The organism is Bacillus sp. LM 4-2 (assembly GCF_000978495.1).
Taxonomy (GTDB): domain Bacteria; phylum Bacillota; class Bacilli; order Bacillales; family Bacillaceae; genus Bacillus; species Bacillus subtilis.
This window is the reverse complement of sequence record NZ_CP011101.1, coordinates 4039587-4058770: the sequence shown is the minus strand read 5'-3', so window position 1 is coordinate 4058770 and position 19184 is coordinate 4039587. Positions and strand designations below refer to the sequence as shown.

The 19184-nt window shown below is 42.1% G+C and carries 21 protein-coding genes and 1 pseudogene; 15 read left to right on the top strand and 7 right to left on the bottom strand.

The features are described 5' to 3' along the window. Positions 1-2 precede the first annotated feature (2 nt). A complete protein-coding gene (gene yyaC, locus bslm_RS20195) occupies positions 3-620 on the bottom strand; it encodes a spore protease YyaC (RefSeq protein ID WP_003243890.1) in 618 nt (205 codons plus the stop codon). Positions 621-1080: 460 nt separating this feature from the next. On the opposite strand from yyaC, the gene bslm_RS20190 reads away from it, so the two are divergent. From bslm_RS20190 to bslm_RS20140, 11 genes are all read left to right on the top strand, one after another. Then, positions 1081-2097 carry a YkvI family membrane protein gene (locus tag bslm_RS20190; protein WP_010886647.1) on the top strand — a complete coding sequence of 339 codons (1017 nt, stop codon included), beginning with the start codon at positions 1081-1083 and terminating at the stop codon, positions 2095-2097. A 93-nt stretch (positions 2098-2190) separates the two neighbouring features. Next, positions 2191-2397, top strand: a complete 207-nt coding sequence (locus tag bslm_RS20185; protein WP_003226838.1) for a DUF951 domain-containing protein — start codon at positions 2191-2193, stop codon at positions 2395-2397. Positions 2398-2447: 50 nt separating this feature from the next. Then, positions 2448-4451 carry a molybdopterin-dependent oxidoreductase gene (locus tag bslm_RS20180; RefSeq protein ID WP_046381481.1) on the top strand — a complete coding sequence of 668 codons (2004 nt, stop codon included), beginning with the start codon at positions 2448-2450 and terminating at the stop codon, positions 4449-4451. Between the two features lie 126 nt (positions 4452-4577). Beyond that, complete coding sequence (gene ychF / locus bslm_RS20175; RefSeq protein ID WP_003242727.1) at positions 4578-5678, top strand: redox-regulated ATPase YchF; 1101 nt, start codon at positions 4578-4580, stop codon at positions 5676-5678. 110 nt (positions 5679-5788) lie between these two features. Next, positions 5789-6076, top strand: a complete 288-nt coding sequence (gene rpsF / locus bslm_RS20170) for a 30S ribosomal protein S6 (RefSeq protein WP_003244064.1) — start codon at positions 5789-5791, stop codon at positions 6074-6076. A 40-nt stretch (positions 6077-6116) separates the two neighbouring features. Continuing rightward, positions 6117-6635 (top strand): single-stranded DNA-binding protein SsbA, encoded by a 519-nt coding sequence (gene ssbA / locus bslm_RS20165; RefSeq protein WP_003219228.1) that lies wholly within the window; start codon positions 6117-6119, stop codon positions 6633-6635. A 43-nt stretch (positions 6636-6678) separates the two neighbouring features. Next, a complete protein-coding gene (gene rpsR, locus bslm_RS20160; protein WP_003219224.1) occupies positions 6679-6918 on the top strand; it encodes a 30S ribosomal protein S18 in 240 nt (79 codons plus the stop codon). 64 nt (positions 6919-6982) lie between these two features. Continuing rightward, a complete protein-coding gene (gene xth, locus bslm_RS20155; RefSeq protein WP_038429969.1) occupies positions 6983-7741 on the top strand; it encodes an exodeoxyribonuclease III in 759 nt (252 codons plus the stop codon). A 58-nt stretch (positions 7742-7799) separates the two neighbouring features. After that, positions 7800-8735 (top strand): transcriptional regulator CcpB, encoded by a 936-nt coding sequence (ccpB, locus tag bslm_RS20150; RefSeq protein ID WP_038429968.1) that lies wholly within the window; start codon positions 7800-7802, stop codon positions 8733-8735. A 55-nt stretch (positions 8736-8790) separates the two neighbouring features. Beyond that, entirely contained in the window at positions 8791-9171 is a 381-nt protein-coding gene (locus bslm_RS20145; protein WP_003244460.1) for a VOC family protein, read from the top strand. Positions 9172-9188: 17 nt separating this feature from the next. Next, complete coding sequence (locus bslm_RS20140) at positions 9189-9743, top strand: sugar O-acetyltransferase (RefSeq protein WP_033884396.1); 555 nt, start codon at positions 9189-9191, stop codon at positions 9741-9743. Between the two features lie 33 nt (positions 9744-9776). On the opposite strand, the gene bslm_RS20135 is transcribed toward bslm_RS20140, so the two are convergent. Then, complete coding sequence (locus bslm_RS20135; protein ID WP_029318525.1) at positions 9777-11132, bottom strand: MFS transporter; 1356 nt, start codon at positions 11130-11132, stop codon at positions 9777-9779. Positions 11133-11357: 225 nt separating this feature from the next. On the opposite strand from bslm_RS20135, the gene bslm_RS20130 reads away from it, so the two are divergent. Next, complete coding sequence (locus bslm_RS20130) at positions 11358-12257, top strand: CPBP family intramembrane glutamic endopeptidase (protein WP_038429965.1); 900 nt, start codon at positions 11358-11360, stop codon at positions 12255-12257. On the opposite strand, the gene bslm_RS20125 is transcribed toward bslm_RS20130, so the two are convergent. Further along, positions 12254-14323: a thioredoxin domain-containing protein gene (locus bslm_RS20125; RefSeq protein ID WP_038429964.1), complete on the bottom strand. Its 2070-nt coding sequence runs from the start codon at positions 14321-14323 to the stop codon at positions 12254-12256. The two genes, bslm_RS20130 and bslm_RS20125, sit on opposite strands and share 4 nt — an antisense overlap. A 252-nt stretch (positions 14324-14575) precedes the next feature. Here bslm_RS20125 and bslm_RS21905 point away from each other — a divergent pair, with 252 nt between their 5' ends. Beyond that, a complete protein-coding gene (locus bslm_RS21905; protein ID WP_010886645.1) occupies positions 14576-14638 on the top strand; it encodes a tetracycline resistance efflux system leader peptide in 63 nt (20 codons plus the stop codon). A gap of 33 nt (positions 14639-14671) precedes the next feature. Continuing rightward, complete coding sequence (gene tet(L) / locus bslm_RS20120) at positions 14672-16048, top strand: tetracycline efflux MFS transporter Tet(L) (protein WP_032722818.1); 1377 nt, start codon at positions 14672-14674, stop codon at positions 16046-16048. A gap of 105 nt (positions 16049-16153) precedes the next feature. On the opposite strand, the pseudogene bslm_RS21195 reads toward tet(L), so the two are convergent. The 3 genes and pseudogenes from bslm_RS21195 to bslm_RS20110 all read right to left on the bottom strand — a co-directional run. Continuing rightward, a pseudogene (locus bslm_RS21195) lies at positions 16154-16314 on the bottom strand (DUF255 domain-containing protein); the annotation flags it as partial. A 245-nt stretch (positions 16315-16559) separates the two neighbouring features. Beyond that, positions 16560-17126 (bottom strand): dihydrofolate reductase family protein, encoded by a 567-nt coding sequence (locus tag bslm_RS20115; RefSeq protein WP_038429963.1) that lies wholly within the window; start codon positions 17124-17126, stop codon positions 16560-16562. Between the two features lie 159 nt (positions 17127-17285). Beyond that, on the bottom strand, positions 17286-17642 hold the full coding sequence (locus bslm_RS20110) for an MmcQ/YjbR family DNA-binding protein (protein WP_038429962.1): 357 nt from the start codon (positions 17640-17642) through the stop codon (positions 17286-17288). A 350-nt stretch (positions 17643-17992) separates the two neighbouring features. Between bslm_RS20110 and satA the strand changes: the two genes are divergently transcribed. After that, the gene (gene satA, locus bslm_RS20105) at positions 17993-18514 is read left to right on the top strand and encodes a streptothricin N-acetyltransferase SatA (RefSeq protein ID WP_014481497.1); all 522 of its coding nucleotides are present in this window, start codon (positions 17993-17995) and stop codon (positions 18512-18514) included. A gap of 67 nt (positions 18515-18581) precedes the next feature. On the opposite strand, the gene bslm_RS20100 is transcribed toward satA, so the two are convergent. Then, positions 18582-19184 (bottom strand): YczE/YyaS/YitT family protein, encoded by a 603-nt coding sequence (locus bslm_RS20100; RefSeq protein WP_017695807.1) that lies wholly within the window; start codon positions 19182-19184, stop codon positions 18582-18584.

Sequence of the window (19184 nt, the reverse complement as noted above, 5' to 3'; positions counted from 1 at the left end):
TTTTATATGCGCCCAGTGAGCCTTTGCAACGGGTTAAGGCGTTCTTGCCTCCACTCTGTCCGATCTGTTAAACTCAAACCTTCCGCTAAAACATTTGCCATATTCATGACCAAGTTGAGTCTAGTATTTTGCAATACAAAATATTCCATAAAACCGCTCACATTCACGATTCCGTTAATATGAAGATCTCCCACTTCAGGAAGGTCTTTTTGTACACCGGCGCCGGGCTTTAATGGCCCGTCCCCGATTTGAAATGAACCCACACTCTTAACGCGGCCTAAGCATGCATCGACTGCTATAACAAATGGGTTTTTATGTAATTTATGAATGTCATTGATTTTATCCTTCATGTTCACAGCATGGACGGGGTCAGATAAGGTTCCGTAGACATGGAATCTGGTGAGCTGCATCTGTTTGAGTTTCATTCCTACGAGCGGGCCTAATGAGTCACCGGTTGAACGGTCTGTTCCGATACAAACCACAACAATTGGTTTGCCGGCAGCTTTACGTAAGGATGAAGAAAGAATGGTTTGGATTTGTTTTGCCGCTGCAGCATCTGTATGTGAAACATATTGCTTTACTCGTTCCTGAGAGGAAAAAAGCCCGCCTTTTCGATTCATGGGTTTCACTTCCTTGTTATAGTAGGTAACAGAATTGCTATGGTGTGTGTAGTTATGTAAGGTTGTTTACAGTATATCCAGCAGTACGGTTTTTTATGCTTTGTGTATGACACCGGAGATTTTAAAAAAGTAGAGGTTATTATGAATGGTTAGTGGGTGAATTATAAATATTGTCCTCCATTGCCTCGATCATGATCAAGCTATGGTCTGCTTATGAAACACTTGAATAGGTAGGAAGGTTAGAAAAAAGTGAAGAGTGAAGTTCACTTCTTCATTCCGCGCGGACAAACAAATAAATATCTCTTTTTAGACTGCCGTATTAGCAGTCTTTTTTTATGTGTATTTCGTATGATAATTTCACCTTGTGTTTAAATGTCTATGAAAATATGGCATGTTTGCTTTCCTTTATTTATATAGTAACAATAACGGGAACAAGCTGAACTTTGTCTATGAGGTGATAGTGTTGTGGAGAGCCGGAATGAAGTGGATGCTGCTCATATTAGGGAGCCTGATCGGGGCCGGATATGCGAGCGGTCAGGAGATATGGCAGTTTTTTGGGGCGGAAAGCGGACTTGCTATTGTGCTGTTTACAATCATGTTCATTTTCTCGTCTTATATTGTGATGAAAATCAGTTTTAAGGTTCAATCCACTCATTTTCTGCCGGTTCTGGAGCATTTAATGGGGCCATGGCTGGCGAAAATTTATGATGTCCTCATCATTTTTTATTTGTTTTCGACGACTATGGTGATGATTGCCGGAGGCGGTGTGACCCTGCAAATGTACAAGCTTCCTTTCTGGTGGGGAATCACGCTGATTTGTATTGTGACAGTGTGTTTGTTTTTGTGGGATGTGAAAGGAATATTATCTATAAATAGTATTTTGATTCCTGTGTTAGTAGCGGGGCTTTTATATGCGCTGATCTCCTTTCAGAGCACACATCACCATACGTGGACGATTGATTTGTCCCAGCAGTATAACTGGCCTGCGAGCATTACGTTTACCTCTTTAAACATCCTTTCAGTTGTTGCGATTTTATCCTCTGTTGGGAAAGAGATGAAAGGGCTCGGAGAAGCAAAAATCGCAAGTGTGGCAAGCGGTCTTATTTTTGGCGTGATCTCATTTGTTTATAATGAAACGTTGGTGGAGCTGGCGGGCTCCCTTTCTCAGTTTGAAATACCGCTGTTTGCCGTTCTGGAGGGTGCGCCTTATTTCCTTTTTTTATGTATGACGGCGGTGCTGTGCCTGGCGATTTACACGACGACGGTAGCAGGTTTGCTGGGGCTGTCCAGCCGGCTGATGGCGTTTATTCATATGCCTAGATGGATGATTGTGTTGATTTTGTTAGTGTTAATGGTACCTTTTACTTCTTTCGGATTTTCTGATTTGATCGCGTTCTTGTATCCGATATATGGGATGCTCAATTTGTATTTGTTAGTTTGTCTGCTCTTATATCCTATTTTGAGTAAATGGAAATAAGAGGATGTATTTCTTTTCAGGTATCTTGATTGCTCTTATGATCAGTTTTTTTGTACAATAGATACAGCAGTTTAGGAAAAGAGGTGAAGGGTCTTGGCGGATAAAGACTTTGGCCTGAATGATATCGTAGAAATGAAAAAACCGCATCCATGCGGAGCGAACAGCTGGAAAATTATACGCATGGGAATGGATATTCGAATTAAGTGTGAGGGATGCTCTCACAGTGTTATGATTCCGAGAAGAGAATTTGAAAGAAAACTAAAAAAAGTACTAGTCAAGCATGAGGAGCCTACTTCATAAATAGGCCGACACTCATGCTTTTTCATATAGAAGGTAAGGAGAAGACGGCGATGAGCAAAGTGCATCAGTCGGCATGTCCGCTGAATTGTTGGGACAGCTGCGGCTTTTTGGTGACTGTTGATGATGGAAAGGTAACAAAAGTGGACGGAGATCCAAACCATCCGATTACGGAAGGTAAAATCTGCGGCCGCGGCAGAATGCTTGAGACAAAAACAAATTCTCCTGATCGGCTTCGCTATCCAATGAAAAAACAAAATGGCGAGTTTGTGCGGATTTCTTGGGAGCAGGCACTTGATGAAATTGCCGATAAACTTCGGGAAATCAAGGAAATGTCGGAGACGACTGCTGTTTTGCACAGCCATGATTATGCGAATAACGGTCTGTTAAAAGCGCTTGATCAGCGTTTTTTTAATGGATATGGAGGCGTGACTGAAATCGTCGGAAGCATATGCTGGGGCTCCGGCATCGAGGCGCAAAGCTGGGATTTTGGCCGTTCGTACGGTCACGGCCCGCTTGATATTTACAACAGCAAGCATGTTGTTGTGTGGGGAAGAAATGTATCAAGAACAAATATGCACTTATACCATCACTTGCAGCAGGTGAAAAAGAAGGGCGCCACGATTACGGTGATTGATCCGATCTTCAACCCGACTGCTAAGCTTGCCGACCGCTATATCTCTGTAAAGCCTGGAATGGACGGCTGGCTTGCGGCAGCCGTTTTGAAGGTTCTGATTGAGATGGGAAGAACGGATGAAACGTTTATTTCTGAGCATTCTGTCGGTTTTGATGATGTGAAAGAGCTTTTGAAGACCGTTTCTCTGGAAGAGTTTATTGTGAAAACAGAAACTTCTATGGAGGAGCTGGAGTATTTGGCAGGTTTGTATGCTGATGGTCCGGTGTCTACTTTTATGGGGCTTGGCATGCAGCGATATAAAAACGGCGGGGGAACGATTCGTTGGATTGATGCACTTGTTGCGGCAAGCGGAAATGTCGGAATTAAGGGCGGCGGCGCGAATTTCGGAAATGTCCAGATTGGTGAGAGCTTTGCAAAAACAAAGCTGACGCTGCCGGAATTAAAAACAACATCCCGTTCATTTTCAATGATGACGCAGGCTGAAGAAGTGTTGACCGCTGCTGATCCTGCGATTGAGATGATTATTGTGACGTGCGGAAATCCGCTGACTCAGGTGCCGAATACAAATAAGGTGAGACAAGCTTTTGAAAAGGTTCCAATGACGGTCACGATTGATTCCATTATGACGGATACCGCAAAGCTGTGTGATTATGTTTTGCCGACTGCCACTGTTTTTGAAGAAGAAGATATCTACTATTCCAGTATGTATCATCATTATGTTCAGTACGGGAAGAAGCTTGTGGAGCCGCAGGGTGAAGCGAAGTCGGACAGCTGGATCTGGTCAGAGCTTGCAAAACGCCTTGGATTTGGCGAGCTGTTTGAATACAGCACTCAAGAATTTTTAGAGATGGGGCTTTCTTCATTGGAAGCAGAGGGTGTGACACTTGAGCGTTTAAAAGAAAAAGGCCACCTCCCTCTTCCAGTAAAACAGGTGCCGTGGGATGATTATCAGTTTTTGACGCCGAGTGGAAAATTTGAATTTACTTCGTCGCTTGCTGAGCAAAAAGGATTTAGCGGCTCGCTTCAATTAAATGTGCCCGAAGAATCTGTTTTCCATAATGAGGAGTTAGCTGAAAAGTACCCTTATACGCTGTTATCCATTCATCCGCAGCGTTCCAACCATTCACAGCATGTGCCGTTTATTGAAAAGCTTCAGCACGTTCAGGTCGATATTTCTCCAGATATAGCTGCTGAGCAGAATCTTCAGGATGGAGACGAGGTTGTCATCTTTAATGACCGCGGACGCTTGAAGGGCAAGGTGAAAGTGATGAAGCAGGCTCATGCGAAGACGATTAATATAGATGAAGGCATGTGGGCGGCTTTTGGAGGGTCAGTCAATGCACTGACAAATGATACAAATTCTGATAATGGAATGGGAAGTACGCTTTTTGACTGTTTAGTAGGCTTGAAAAAAGCATAATCAAAGGGATTGGCAGGCTGAAAATGCTTTTTTGTCAGCTTGTCTTTTCCAGTGAACCTCCTTATAATTGCTCTAGGTTCAAAATACGTTCATACAATGACGGTTTTATATAGAGGAGATGAAAGAATGGCTTTAACAGCTGGAATTGTTGGTTTGCCGAACGTCGGAAAATCAACACTATTTAACGCAATTACACAGGCCGGTGCCGAATCAGCCAACTACCCGTTCTGTACAATTGATCCGAACGTGGGAATTGTAGAGGTACCGGATGATCGTCTGCAAAAGCTGACTGAGCTGGTCAACCCGAAGAAGACTGTGCCGACTGCTTTTGAATTCACTGATATTGCAGGGATTGTAAAGGGCGCATCTAAAGGAGAAGGACTCGGCAACAAGTTCCTATCTCATATTCGCCAAGTTGACGCGATTTGCCACGTTGTCCGTGCTTTTTCCGATGACAACATTACACACGTTTCCGGAAAGGTTGATCCGATTGATGACATTGAAACGATCAACCTTGAGCTGATCCTCGCTGATATGGAAACGGTTGAAAAGCGGATTACACGCGTCAGCAAGCTTGCGAAGCAAAAAGATAAAGACGCTGTATTTGAGTTTGAGATTTTATCTAAACTGAAAGAAGCGTTTGAGAGTGAAAAGCCTGCTCGATCTGTAGAATTCACTGAAGAGCAGCAAAAGCTTGTGAAGCAGCTCCATTTACTGACTTCGAAGCCTATTTTGTACGTGGCCAACGTAAGTGAAGATGAAGTTGCTGATCCATCTGGCAATGAAAATGTAGCGAAGATTCGCGAGTACGCTGCCGGCGAAAATGCAGAAGTTATCGTTGTATGTGCAAAAATCGAATCTGAAATCGCTGAGCTTGAAGGCGAAGAAAAGCAAATGTTCTTGGAAGAGCTGGGCATTCAAGAATCAGGTCTTGATCAGCTGATCAAAGCGTCTTACTCTCTTCTCGGCCTCGCAACATATTTCACAGCCGGAGAACAGGAAGTCAGAGCTTGGACATTCAAAAAAGGCATGAAAGCCCCTGAGTGTGCAGGAATTATTCATAGTGACTTTGAGCGGGGCTTCATTCGTGCTGAGACAGTTGCTTATGAGGATCTTCTTGCGGGCGGCGGTATGGCAGGAGCTAAAGAGGCAGGAAAAGTCCGCCTTGAAGGGAAAGAATATGTGGTTCAAGACGGAGATGTTATTCATTTCCGATTTAATGTATAGGATGCAGTTGTAAAGGGACAAGAGCTTTGGTATAATATAAAATTGTGAGTAATAGAATTATTGCTCCTTGCCCATTATGGGCCGCTTAGTCCAAAAGGAGGTGCAAACAGATGAGAAAGTACGAAGTTATGTACATTATCCGCCCAAACATTGACGAAGAGTCTAAAAAAGCAGTTATCGAGCGTTTCAACAACGTTCTGACTTCTAACGGTGCGGAGATCACTGGAACAAAGGATTGGGGTAAACGTCGTCTTGCTTACGAAATCAACGATTTCCGCGACGGTTTCTACCAAATCGTAAACGTTCAATCTGACGCTGCGGCAGTTCAAGAATTTGACCGTCTAGCTAAGATCAGTGACGATATCATTCGCCACATTGTTGTTAAAGAAGAAGAATAAGCAATTTTGAAATATATAATGGTAAAAGGTGGTCTTTCTTATGCTTAACCGAGTTGTATTAGTCGGAAGACTGACAAAAGACCCAGAGCTTCGTTATACGCCAAACGGTGCGGCTGTTGCTACGTTTACTCTTGCTGTGAATCGTACATTTACGAACCAGTCCGGAGAACGTGAGGCCGATTTCATTAATTGTGTCACTTGGAGAAGACAAGCCGAAAACGTTGCAAACTTCTTGAAAAAAGGAAGCCTTGCAGGCGTAGATGGCCGTTTACAAACAAGAAACTATGAAAACCAGCAAGGACAGCGTGTCTTCGTGACAGAGGTCCAAGCTGAAAGTGTTCAATTTCTTGAGCCGAAAAACGGCGGCGGTTCTGGTTCAGGTGGATACAACGAAGGAAACAGCGGCGGAGGCCAGTACTTTGGCGGAGGCCAAAATGATAATCCATTTGGGGGAAATCAAAACAACCAGAGACGCAATCAGGGGAACAGCTTTAATGATGACCCATTTGCCAACGACGGCAAACCGATTGACATCTCGGATGATGATCTTCCATTCTAATGTGATTATCACCTAAAATGAAAAAGAAAGGAGGGAAATGACAATGGCAGGAGGACGCAGAGGCGGTCGTGCGAAACGCCGTAAAGTGTGTTATTTCACTTCTAACGGTATCACGCACATCGACTACAAAGATGTAGATCTTCTTAAAAAGTTTGTTTCTGAGCGCGGTAAAATTTTACCACGTCGTGTAACTGGAACAAACGCTAAATACCAACGTAAATTGACTGCAGCGATCAAACGCGCACGTCAAATGGCTTTACTTCCATACGTAAGTGGTGAGTAAGCTGATGCGTAAAGAGCAAGAACCTTCGGGTTCTTGCTCTTTTTTATAGGGGGGAGGATGAAACATGAAGTTGATTTCATGGAATGTAAACGGCCTGCGGGCTGTGATGAGAAAAATGGATTTCCTCTCTTATTTGAAAGAAGAGGATGCAGATATTATATGTCTTCAGGAAACGAAGATACAGGACGGCCAGGTTGATCTCCAGCCTGAAGGCTATCATGTGTACTGGAATTATGCAGTGAAAAAAGGATATTCCGGCACAGCTGTTTTTTCTAAGCAAGAACCGCTGCAGGTCATCTACGGTATCGGAGTAGAAGAGCATGACCAAGAAGGCAGAGTGATTACGCTGGAATTTGAAAACGTGTATGTGATGACTGTTTACACGCCCAATTCCAGAAGGGGATTAGAGCGGATTGATTACCGCATGCAATGGGAAGAGGCTTTATTGTCTTATATTCTTGAATTGGATCAGAAAAAACCAGTGATTTTATGCGGTGATTTGAATGTAGCCCATCAGGAGATTGATTTGAAAAATCCAAAGGTGAACCGGAATAACGCTGGATTTTCAGATCAAGAAAGAGGGGCATTCACTCGTTTCTTAGAAGCTGGCTTTGTTGATTCTTTCCGTCATGTTTATCCTGATCTTGAAGGCGCTTATTCCTGGTGGTCGTATCGTGCCGGCGCCCGGGACAGAAATATCGGATGGCGGATTGATTATTTTGTTGTTTCTGAAAGACTTAAGGAACAGATTGAAGATGCCAGCATATCAGCGGACGTCATGGGTTCCGACCATTGTCCTGTTGAACTTATCATCAATATATGATGAGATAGCAGTAAGGATTTTACACTTACTGCTTTTTTTATATGAAAAGGAGAAAGAGATGGCAAATATAAAAGAGATCGCAAGACTGGCAAATGTATCTGTTTCGACTGTCTCGCGTGTATTGAATCATCATCCTTATGTGTCTGAAGAAAAGAGAAAGCTTGTTCATCAAGTCATGAAGGAATTGGATTATACGCCAAATCGAACCGCAATCGATCTCATTCGCGGGAAAACCCATACGGTCGGTGTGATTCTGCCTTATAGCGATCATCCCTGCTTTGATAAAATCGTTAACGGAATCACCAAGGCGGCTTTTCAGCATGAGTATGCAACGACCCTCCTCCCCACCAATTATAACCCCGCTATTGAAATCAAATATTTAGAGCTGTTAAGAACGAAGAAAATAGACGGTCTCATCATTACTTCCCGCGCCAATCATTGGGACAGCATTTTAGCTTATCAGGAATATGGGCCGATCATCGCTTGTGAGGATACCGGATACATTGATGTCCCTTGTGCTTTTAATGACAGAAAAGCTGCTTATGCAGAGAGCTTTCGCTATTTAAAGAGCCGCGGACATGAGAATATTGCTTTTACGTGTGTCAGAGAAGCTGATAGGAGCCCGAGCACGGCTGATAAAGCTGCGGCCTATAAAGCTGTCTGCGGAAGGTTGGAAGACCACCATATGCTGTCCGGATGCAACGATATGAATGATGGTGAGCTGGCAGCTGAACATTTTTATATGAGCGGGCGGGTTCCGACTGCTATTTATGCAAATAGTGATGAAGTGGCAGCTGGAATTCATCTATTTGCCAAAAAGAATAATTGGGATGTTGAAATCATAGGCGAGGGAAATACTTCTATCAGCCGTGTTCTTGGTTTTCCGTCGCTTGATTTGAATCTTGAGCAGCTCGGCATCGCAGCATTTTCTCTATTTTTGCAGGATGAACCCGCTGATATCAAAATTCAGCATAAATTTAAGAAAAAAGCTTGAACTGAAATGCATTTCATACCTTATAACTTCATTGAAGGCGAAGGAGGAGGAAGAAATGCAGATTGAACATACAGCGGTCTGGGTCAATGATTTAGAGCGAATGAAGTCTTTTTATGAATCGTATTTTAATGGCGAAGCGAATGATTTGTATCATAATGAGAAAAAAGATTTTAAGTCTTATTTTATTACGTTTGATTCCGGAGCAAGGCTGGAGATTATGAAAAAAGGGAATGTGACCGATCCGCCCTCACAAACAATGACAGGCTGGGCACATATTGCCTTTTCCGTTGGGAGCCGGGAGAAAGTTGACGAACTGACTGATCGATTGAAGGCGGATGGTTTCGCAGTAGTAAACGGCCCGAGGACAACAGGAGACGGCTACTATGAAAGCGTGATTGAGGATGATGAAGGAAATTTGATCGAGATTACAATCTGACATCTGGAGTGACTTACATGCTGAGGACAGAAAAAGAAAAAATGGCAGCCGGAGAATTATACAATTCGGAAGATCAACAACTATTACTAGAACGCAAACATGCGAGACAGCTGATTAGACAATACAACGAAACACCGGAAGATGATGCAGTGCGGACGAAGCTTTTGAAGGAGCTGCTCGGTTCGGTTGGGGATCAAGTCACGATTTTGCCGACATTCCGCTGTGATTATGGCTATCACATTCATATCGGAGATCATACATTTGTTAATTTTGACTGTGTCATTTTAGATGTGTGTGAGGTGCGTATCGGCCGTCATTGTTTGATTGCGCCAGGTGTACATATCTACACGGCCGGTCATCCTCTTGATCCGATCGAAAGGAAATCCGGGAAGGAGTTCGGTAAGCCTGTGACAATTGGAGATCAAGTTTGGATTGGAGGCCGGGCGGTGATTAACCCGGGAGTGACAATCGGTGATAACGCAGTGATTGCTTCTGGATCTGTTGTCACTAAGGATGTACCCGCTAATACTGTTGTAGGCGGAAACCCCGCGAGGATTTTGAAGCAATTGTAATGAGATCAGTGCGGCAGATCCGCACTGACTTTTTTAAATCTGTTTCGCATTCGTATTAGGACCGAAGAAGATTAACAGCAAGGAGCATGCGAGCCAGCAGCCCCCAATAAATAAGAAGACGCTGATATAGCCGAGCTGAACGGCAATAAATCCGACAAGCAATGAGCCAAAAATGTTTGAAAAACGGCCAAGACCATAGGCTAAACCGCTGCCAGACGAGCGGTATTCAGTCGGATAAGGTTCAGATGTATAGGCGTATAAGTTCGAGGTAAAGACCCGTTCTGTGATATTCACGATAAAACCAAATACAATGATCATGATGGGAATAAAAGTCATACCATATAAGAGCCCGGCGATGGCCGTCAGAAACGCACTCGCAGCTAAAATCCATTTTCTTTGAAATCTTTCGGAAATCATGGAGCCGAGCAGTGCACCAAGCGGAGCGCCGACGGAATGCAATACGTTATACCACAATGTATTTTCCATGGTGACGCCATTGCTTTTTAGCAGGCTTGGAACCCATGAGGCAAATCCGTAAAACCCAAACGTTTCAAAAATCCATACAGCAGATAATACGATGGTGATTTTGAGGTTTCTGCCTTTCAATAAGCCGGCATAACCTGCATTCTGCTTAACAGTTTCGCTTACTTTAGGCTGGGATGCTGCCGGAAGCGGGCCTTTCTCCTTTTCAACCTGTGCCTCAATTCGGTTGAGGATCGCATCGGCTTTCGCATATTCCCCGCGATTTTCGTGCCAGCGAGGCGACTCTTCCAGCCGTCGAATAAAGAAAAAATAAATAAGGCCGACGGCACCCCATACAAATACTAGCCTCCATCCCCATGAACCAAGAGGAATGACAAAGGCAGACACAATGTTGGTGATCGGAACCCCGATCAATCCAATCATGGCACAAAAAGAAATATATTTTCCACGTACACTTGAAGGGAAAAATTCCGCCAAATAGCTATTCGTAATGACCATGGCGGCTGCAACGCCAAATCCGGTGAGAAAACGGAATGTCATTAAAGATGGAATGTCCCATGCCGCAGCATTGCATAGCGATGCGATTGAGAAAACAAAGACAAATAGATTTAAGGCTTTTTTGCGGCCAATTCGATCGGACAGCCGTCCGCCCAGTGAAGCGCCTAAAAACATGCCTAAAAACGAAGCAGCCGTTACGTTAGCAATAGTTGAAAGCGGGATGCCCCAATGCTCGATCAGTGCCGGCGCTACGTTGCTGAGGGTAAATAAATCTGCGAGATCAAAGAAATAAACAATGCCGAGAGCGGTTAACACTTGGAAATGAACGCGTGAAATCGGAAGGCGGTCTAAACGATTCGCTGCGTTTGAGAAAGGATGTGTATTCTTTTGTTTGAAGATCGTATTCATAAAAAACCCCCTTTTAGTAGTAAGAAAAGACTGAAAATTCCCCTCTTGGGACTATTATAAGTATCTTGGTTCATTGGCAACAGAGTTCAAATCACTAGATGGAAGAACTAAATTCACACTTTATATTTTAATTTTGCTTAAAAGATTTCCAAAACAGTAGATTCATAGACCAATTTATGCAAATATATAGTGATATTCTCATTGAAAGGAAGAGACATAGAAGGAATGAATTCATTTATCCGTCCTATAGAAGGAAACAATACGTTGACGAGATATTTTTTGGCTTTTTTGGTGATGGTAGGGTTATATGTATTCGGGAATATAGCTTACCTTTTCGCTATACTGTTCACCGTTATTGTGAATCCCAATATCACGTTTGATTTGGATGAAGCTGTACTGAGTGATCCCCTCGTAGATCTTTATTTGTCCCATGTGATTTATTTATTCGCCATTCCGGGAGTTTGGCTGGCTGTGCGCTTTATTTTGAAGCGGCCTTTCCGAACGATGATTACACCAAATTCAAAGATGAATTGGCGGAGAATTTCCTTTGGTTTTATTGCTTATTTCTTGCTGATGATCGCCGTACAATTGATTGATTTTGCGATGCATCCTGATAGCTATTCAATGCAAGAGTTTAATGCCTCACGCTTTATCTGGCTGCTAGCGGCTGCCCTCATTTTGGTTCCGATTCAGACATCAGCTGAGGAACTGTTTTTCAGGGGATTTTTGCTTCAAGCTTTCGGGAGATTGACGAAAAATCCTCTATTTTTGACACTGATTGTCGGAGGATTGTTTGGCGTATTGCATTTTGCAAATCCAGAAATGAACAATGGCGCTGTCTGGGCAGGAATTGAGTATTTAACATTTGGTTTTGTGTGGACCTATTACACGATTAAAACTGGAAGCATCGAAATATCACTTGGCGCCCATGCCGCGAATAATATGTTTTTGTGTATGTTTATTACAGAAAAAAACAGTGTGTATGGAGGAATTCCTTCTCTCTTTACGGTTACGCGGGGGAACCCGATGTGGGAGGCTTTCTTTACGATAGCGGTCAATCTTGTGTTTGCGGGGATCGCTTTATGGTACCATAAGAAATCAAAAAGTAAGCAGCAAGGGTCTTAATCCCTGCTGCTTATTAACGTGTGGATCGCTTCTTCGATATTTGTTGTCGGCTGCTGGCAGGCGAAGTTTTCACAAATATACACAGTTGTTTTGCCGTCTATGATGCGGTAGTCTGCCGCGAATGGCGCAATGTCTTTGCATTGCTCGGGCTGCTCTGCCACCAGAATGGAGTCGTTAGGCTTAAAGGCTTTTTGAAGCTCCGTTATGATTTGTTTTCTGGCTGGATCGTCTGCACTTCCAAAAATCACGATTTCTTTCTTAGGCATCAGATGCCTTAACACACTTTGCATAAAGAAAGCATGGCCGCTCGGATACGCGTCGATGTCTGGCTTGAACACGGAAAACATCGTTTCCGCTTTTTCGATCAGTGATAAGTCGCCTGTGACTTGTCCGAGACGCAGCAGCTGAACAGCTGCCACACTGTTTCCGGAAGGCACGGCGCCGTCGTACACTTCTTTTTCCCGTACGATTAAGGCTTCTGCATCGTGTCCGGTGAAGTAGAATCCGCCATGCTCCTCATCCCAAAATAAGCTGATCATATCGTCTGTCAGTTTCTTCGCTTTTTGTAAATAAGAAAGATCAAATGAAGCTTCATAGAGATCGAGATAGGCCCATAGGAGAAAAGCGTAATCGTCGATAAAGCCTTTGTTTTTCACTTCGCCATCACGATATCGGACCATCACACGGCCGTCGATGATTAATTTGTTTTCAATAAATGTGATGGCGTCTTTCGCTAGGCTGAGATATTTCGGCTCCTGGTATACCTTTGCCGCTTTCGCAAGACCCGCGATCATCAGCGCGTTCCATGAGGTCAGCACTTTATCATCGACATGCGGATAGGTTCTTTCCTCGCGTGCCTTCAAGAGCTGCTGTCTTGCGTCTTCGAGTTTGAGACTGAGCTCTTTTTCGGTTAACCCGGCATCCGCTTGGATTTGTTCTCGCTTTGTGTGAATGAGGTTAGGAATATTTTTGCCTTCAAAGTTTCCTTCTTCAGTGATGTCATACACTTGGCAATACAGCGTTCCGAGATCGTCCCCGAGCGTTTTCAGAATTTCTTCCTTTGACCACACGTAGTACTTTCCTTCTTCTCCTTCTGTATCCGCGTCTAAAGCAGAGAAAAAGCTTCCGTCTTCATGAGTCATTTCCCTCTGAATGAACGTAATGATCTGCTCACAAATCTCTTTATAGCGGCTGTTTTGCGTGACCTGATAGGCTTCTGTATAAGCGGTCAGCAGCAGCGCATTGTCGTACAGCATTTTTTCAAAGTGGGGAACGAGCCACTCGTCATCGGTCGAATAGCGGGCGAACCCATAGCCGATATGATCGTAAATGCCGCCATTCGCCATGCTGTCCAGCGTTTTCGTCACGTTGTATAAAGCGTTCTCCTGCCCCGTATTGTGATGATAACGAAGCAAATACATCAGCATATGGGGCATCGGAAATTTCGGTGCCTGCCCGAAACCGCCGTAGATCGTATCAAACCCGCTGGCAAGCTGCTGGAATGTCCGGTGAATCGCTGACTCGCTAAGGCCTTCGCCTGATTTGGCGGCTGTTTTGGTCTGCAAATGTTTAGCGGCGTTCTCCGCAATATCCTCGACATGCTCACGGTCGTTCGCAAACGTCTCAGACAGATGCTCAAGCACATCAACAAAACCGGGACGATTGAATTTGCTCGTCTTTGGCAAATATGTACCCGCGTAAAACGGCTTTTGATCAGGCGTAATAAATACATTCAGCGGCCAGCCGCCCTGCCCGGTCATCAGCTGGCAGATTCTCATATAAACAGAATCCACATCAGGCCGCTCTTCCCGGTCGACTTTAATCGCCACAAACCGTTCATTGAGAAGACGCGCGATTTCTTCGTCTTCAAAGCTTTCGTGAGCCATCACGTGGCACCAATGACAAGTCGAATAACCGATGCTGACCAGAACCGGCTTGTTTTCGCGTTTCGCTTTTTCAAATGCTTCATCTCCCCAAGGGAACCAGTCCACAGGGTTGTGGGCGTGTTGGAGTAAGTATGGTGATTTCTCATTGATTAATCTATTGGGTTTATTTTTGTTTGGCATGGGATCACCTTCTTCCTAAGTTGGTTATATTCAGGTTACCACAGTTATCCTAAACAAATACAATAACTGACTGCTTATCGATAATTGTGATGTGAAAATATAAACTAATGTTTCATTTTGCCACTTGAGATAAATGCGAATAACGTTTTTCCTTGTTTCGCAATCTGGTCAAATTTTTATAAAAAAAGTAAAAGTTTAAACCTTAGTCTATATATAATAAGATCATATCAATTAAATGTAGGGGGAGTTATTATGAAGTGCAATAAAATGAACAGGGTACAATTAAAAGAGGGAAGCGTATCAATGACCCTATAAACTGCGTCTGCCCTCATTAATGGAGGGGAAATTGTGAATACGTCTTATTCACAATCAACTTTACGGCACAATCAAGTTTTGATTTGGCTTTGTGTTCTATCATTTTTCAGCGTATTAAATGAAATGGTTCTGAACGTCTCATTACCTGATATTGCCAACGAGTTTAATAAACTGCCAGCAAGTGCAAACTGGGTGAATACTGCCTTTATGTTAACCTTCTCCATTGGAACAGCTCTATATGGAAAGCTATCAGACCAGATGGGCATCAAAAATCTGCTTCTATTTGGGATTATGGTAAATGGCTTAGGGTCGATCATTGGATTTGTTGGACACTCTTTCTTTCCTATTCTCATTCTAGCCCGATTTATTCAAGGGATTGGTGCAGCCGCATTCCCAGCTCTTGTGATGGTTGTCGTTGCGCGCTATATTCCAAAAGAGAACAGGGGGAAAGCATTTGGCCTGATCGGGTCCCTGGTAGCAATGGGAGAAGGTGTTGGGCCAGCTATTGGCGGAATGGTTGCTCATTATATCCATTGGTCGTATTTGCTGCTTATTCCAACTGCAACAATTATCACCGTTCCATTCCTTATAAAATTGTTGAAAAAGGAAGAGAGAATAAGAGGACACATTGATATGGCAGGGATTATATTGATGTCTGCAGGTATCTTATTTTTTATGCTGTTTACAACATCTTATAGATTTTCTTTTCTGATCATCAGTATTCTTGCTTTCTTCATATTTGTAAAACACATTAGGAAAGCTCAGGACCCTTTTGTTGACCCTGAATTAGGGAAAAACGTCTTTTTTGTGATTGGAACCCTTTACGGAGGACTAATATTTGGTACAGCAGCAGGATTTGTCTCTATGGTTCCTTACATGATGAAAGATGTTCACCATTTAAGTACTGCAGCAATTGGAAGCGGCATTATTTTCCCCGGAACAATGAGTGTCATCATCTTCGGTTACATTGGGGGATTGCTTGTTGATCGGAAAGGTTCCTTGTATGTACTAACTATTGGAAGTGCCTTGCTTTCTTCCGGCTTTTTAATCGCTGCCTTTTTTATAGATGCAGCACCATGGATCATGACAATTATAGTAATTTTTGTTTTTGGGGGGCTATCTTTCACAAAAACAGTTATATCTACAGTTGTGTCTAGCAGTTTGAAAGAAAAGGAAGCGGGCGCTGGAATGAGTTTGCTTAATTTCACGAGCTTTTTATCAGAGGGAACGGGTATTGCGATTGTAGGCGGTTTATTATCTATCGGCTTCTTAGACCATAGGCTGCTGCCTATTGACGTTGATCACTCTACCTATTTGTATAGCAATATGCTCATACTTTTTGCAGGGACCATTGTTATTTGTTGGCTAGTAATCTTGAATGTATATAAACGTTCGCGGAGGCATCGCTAAATGAGTGAAAGGGTCAATCTTGTGAAAGTAATCCAAGGTTGATCCTTTTTTGTAAAATGAATAAACATGGCATCAATAGCATGTTCTTTAGATTAGCCATCGTTAGCTATACCCCATAGATACGAGAACAGGCTTGTTTTCGCGTTTCGCTTTTTCATATGCTTCTTCTCCCCAAGGGAACCAGTCCACAGGGTTATGAGCATGTTGAAGTAAAATAAGTAGACTTCTCAGCGATTAATTCTATTGGGTTTATGGTTAGTGGGCATAGGATCACCTCTTAGCCGATTTACTTAAAAGAGGGAGAATGAAATATACTATAATGTTTAATTATGTTAATGCGTCCTTTCCAGTCTTCTTTTCTTTTAATACAAGAGAATGGATATTTTTAGCTCTGTTAAAGTTGATAATTCAATAGTATTAAGGGGAACCCATTGGAGTCCCCTTTAGTTCAATAAGAAAAATAACTGTCGAGTGTTACCTTACAATGTATATTTTGGAGGGAAAGATTTTTTTAGCCATTCCAATGATAAACGATTTGCACAACGCCAGAGGAAAATGTTCTTGTATTCACCATTTTTAAATTTATCCTCTGTTTTACATCAATAAACAACGGTTTTCCTTCTCCCAAAACAACAGGGTGAATAGATAATCTAAATTCATCAACAAGCCCCAAATTTATAAAAGTTGTAATGAGACTCGCTCCACCATATAGCCAGATGTCTTTGCCAGACTTTTTCTTCAATTTATTTACTTCTTCAAGAATATTATCATTTATAAATATGGCTTGATTATCAATCTCATTTTGTGTTCTGGAAAAAACATATTTCTTTTTACTATGAACCAATTTCCAAATTTCCTTTTCTGTATCAGGGTCTTCATCTTTTGGAATATATTGTCCCCATAAATCGTAGCTTTTTCTGCCATATAAAATAGTATCAATTTGATTTAAGAAATCAGTAAACCCCATATCAGGGTCCATAATGCACCAATCAACTTCTCCATTTTTCCCTTCAATAAAACCATCTAAAGTAACTGCTAAATCTAAAATGATTCTTCTCTGTTTTAAGTTATTTGTCATAACTATTCATCCTTTTCCATAAGAAGTTGGTAGAAATTCTTCTCCCACTCTCGCACCAGATAGACTAAGTTGCGTTTATGGACTGAGTGAAGAACAGTATCCTAAAATGAAAGTGCCCACTACTCTTCGCAGCTTGATTAGCCGGAACACTCTTTATCTTCACTTGGTTAAATGAAAGCTCTGCTCGATTAAGTTATAGATTTCGCCTTCTGGATCTGTCCGTTCTAAAACAATTGAAATCCAATGTTCCTTATCCATATGATATCCGGGTAAGACATTTTCCCCATTTCTTAAGCTATCACTTATTTCAGGGGGACATTTTAGATTTAGAATATCTATTTCGCCATGACCATCCAAGCCTAATTTTTCTGGGAGAACATTCATGATAAGACCGTACCATTTTTTGTTTGATGTATGTCTCAAAGAAGCATAGTTTGGGTATTTCTCCCACGGGTAATCAGGCGATGTACCGTATTTTTCTTTGAAGTGTTTAAAGATATCTTCTCTTGTTAACATACTCAATCACTCCTTTATTCACTCTCATTCTTTCATAGAAAAAACAAAGGTCAACGGATTTTTGGTAGTCTTTTGGACATGTCACCAATGGCAGAGTTATATCTAATGCTTCTAATCCCCACGGGTACCATTCAATGGCGGGTTGAAGGAAGTATGCTTTTTCATATTGATGAATCTATTATTGTTAGTAGGCACGGGATCATCTATTCCTTTTTACTGTACCACAAGCCTCTGTTGAAATACCCCATTAAGACAGTGAAATAGAAAAATCGCTATATATAAAAGGTGATGGATGCTGTTCTTGATCGAAACGAGTATGCTAATATAATCTCGTTTAGGAGGGGATTGATATGATCAAGAAAATGACTCAAATGAATTTGAAAGATTTCAATAAACCAAACGAACCTTTCGTTGTTTTTGGGAGAATGATACCTACTTTTGAAAACGGTGTTTGGACATATACTGAGGAACGATTTTCTAAACCTTATTTTAAACAATATGAAGATGATGAAATGGATGTTAGTTATATTGAAGATGAAGGGAAGGTTGTCTTTTTATATTATGTTGAAAACAACTGCATCGGCCGGATTAAGATTCGTTCTAACTGGAATGGGTATGCACTAATAGAGGACATTGCCGTTGCAAAAGACTATAGACAAAAAGGCGTTGGAACAGCATTATTACATAAAGCGATTGAGTGGGCAAAGGAGAATCGCTTTTGTGGTCTTATGCTTGAAACACAAGATATTAATGTTTCAGCTTGTCGTTTTTATGCCAAACATCACTTTATAATAGGTGCAGTTGATACGATGCTTTATTCCAACCTTCCAACAGCAAATGAAATTGCGATTTTTTGGTACTATAAATTTTAATTTATCATAAAATTATTGAACGAAACGTAGCTTGTTTTGCGTTTCGTTTTTTCAAAGAAGAGGTTTTTTAACCCCTTCTTTTTTTTGATAAGAATTGTTTTTCCACAATAGGCATAAAAACGTGAAGGATCATTCCTCCTAAACAGACGGTTAATAGGGTTCCGATGCCGATAGGGCCTTTAAAGATGATGGCTAATACTAAGAAAAGAGCGTATACCAATGTTCTTGAAAACAAGATTGTTCTTTTGGAGAGATCTCGGATAATAAGTGTTAAATGATCGATGGGTGTTGATGCGAATTTCGTCTGAAGATAGATGGCTGTTCCAAGACCGATGAGCACCAAACCAATTCCGAAACAAATCAGTTTGCTTAACAACGCATTTAGATAGATGGTGTTTTTTACAACAAACAACCATAGGTCAATGCCTATTCCAGTAATGAATGCTGTAATTAAGCCTAGCAAAATAGGTTTTTTTCTCGTTAATATAGCGTTGCAGATTAAGAGGATCACAGAAATAAGGACCTCCCAGCTCCCTACGGTAAGACCGATTTCTTTTGACAGACCAACCAAAAGGGCATCGAAGGGTGATGTGCCCAGTCCTGATTGTATGGTTAAGGAAATGCCCAAACTTAATATGAGTATGCCTAATCCGTAAAAAATATATTTCAT

What these genes read in the sequence shown, in the direction of transcription:
- yyaC (WP_003243890.1), bottom strand. Translation starts at nt 620, where the DNA reads ATGAATCGAAAAGGCGGGCTTTTTTCCTCTCAGGAACGAGTAAAGCAA.
- bslm_RS20180 (WP_046381481.1), top strand. Translation starts at nt 2,448, where the DNA reads ATGAGCAAAGTGCATCAGTCGGCATGTCCGCTGAATTGTTGGGACAGC.
- ychF (WP_003242727.1), top strand. Translation starts at nt 4,578, where the DNA reads ATGGCTTTAACAGCTGGAATTGTTGGTTTGCCGAACGTCGGAAAATCA.
- rpsF (WP_003244064.1), top strand. Translation starts at nt 5,789, where the DNA reads ATGAGAAAGTACGAAGTTATGTACATTATCCGCCCAAACATTGACGAA.
- ssbA (WP_003219228.1), top strand. Translation starts at nt 6,117, where the DNA reads ATGCTTAACCGAGTTGTATTAGTCGGAAGACTGACAAAAGACCCAGAG.
- rpsR (WP_003219224.1), top strand. Translation starts at nt 6,679, where the DNA reads ATGGCAGGAGGACGCAGAGGCGGTCGTGCGAAACGCCGTAAAGTGTGT.
- xth (WP_038429969.1), top strand. Translation starts at nt 6,983, where the DNA reads ATGAAGTTGATTTCATGGAATGTAAACGGCCTGCGGGCTGTGATGAGA.
- ccpB (WP_038429968.1), top strand. Translation starts at nt 7,800, where the DNA reads ATGGCAAATATAAAAGAGATCGCAAGACTGGCAAATGTATCTGTTTCG.
- bslm_RS20145 (WP_003244460.1), top strand. Translation starts at nt 8,791, where the DNA reads ATGCAGATTGAACATACAGCGGTCTGGGTCAATGATTTAGAGCGAATG.
- bslm_RS20140 (WP_033884396.1), top strand. Translation starts at nt 9,189, where the DNA reads ATGCTGAGGACAGAAAAAGAAAAAATGGCAGCCGGAGAATTATACAAT.
- bslm_RS20135 (WP_029318525.1), bottom strand. Translation starts at nt 11,132, where the DNA reads ATGAATACGATCTTCAAACAAAAGAATACACATCCTTTCTCAAACGCA.
- bslm_RS20130 (WP_038429965.1), top strand. Translation starts at nt 11,358, where the DNA reads ATGAATTCATTTATCCGTCCTATAGAAGGAAACAATACGTTGACGAGA.
- bslm_RS20125 (WP_038429964.1), bottom strand. Translation starts at nt 14,323, where the DNA reads ATGCCAAACAAAAATAAACCCAATAGATTAATCAATGAGAAATCACCA.
- bslm_RS20115 (WP_038429963.1), bottom strand. Translation starts at nt 17,126, where the DNA reads ATGACAAATAACTTAAAACAGAGAAGAATCATTTTAGATTTAGCAGTT.
- bslm_RS20110 (WP_038429962.1), bottom strand. Translation starts at nt 17,642, where the DNA reads ATGTTAACAAGAGAAGATATCTTTAAACACTTCAAAGAAAAATACGGT.
- satA (WP_014481497.1), top strand. Translation starts at nt 17,993, where the DNA reads ATGATCAAGAAAATGACTCAAATGAATTTGAAAGATTTCAATAAACCA.
- bslm_RS20100 (WP_017695807.1), bottom strand. Translation starts at nt 19,184, where the DNA reads ATGAAATATATTTTTTACGGATTAGGCATACTCATATTAAGTTTGGGC.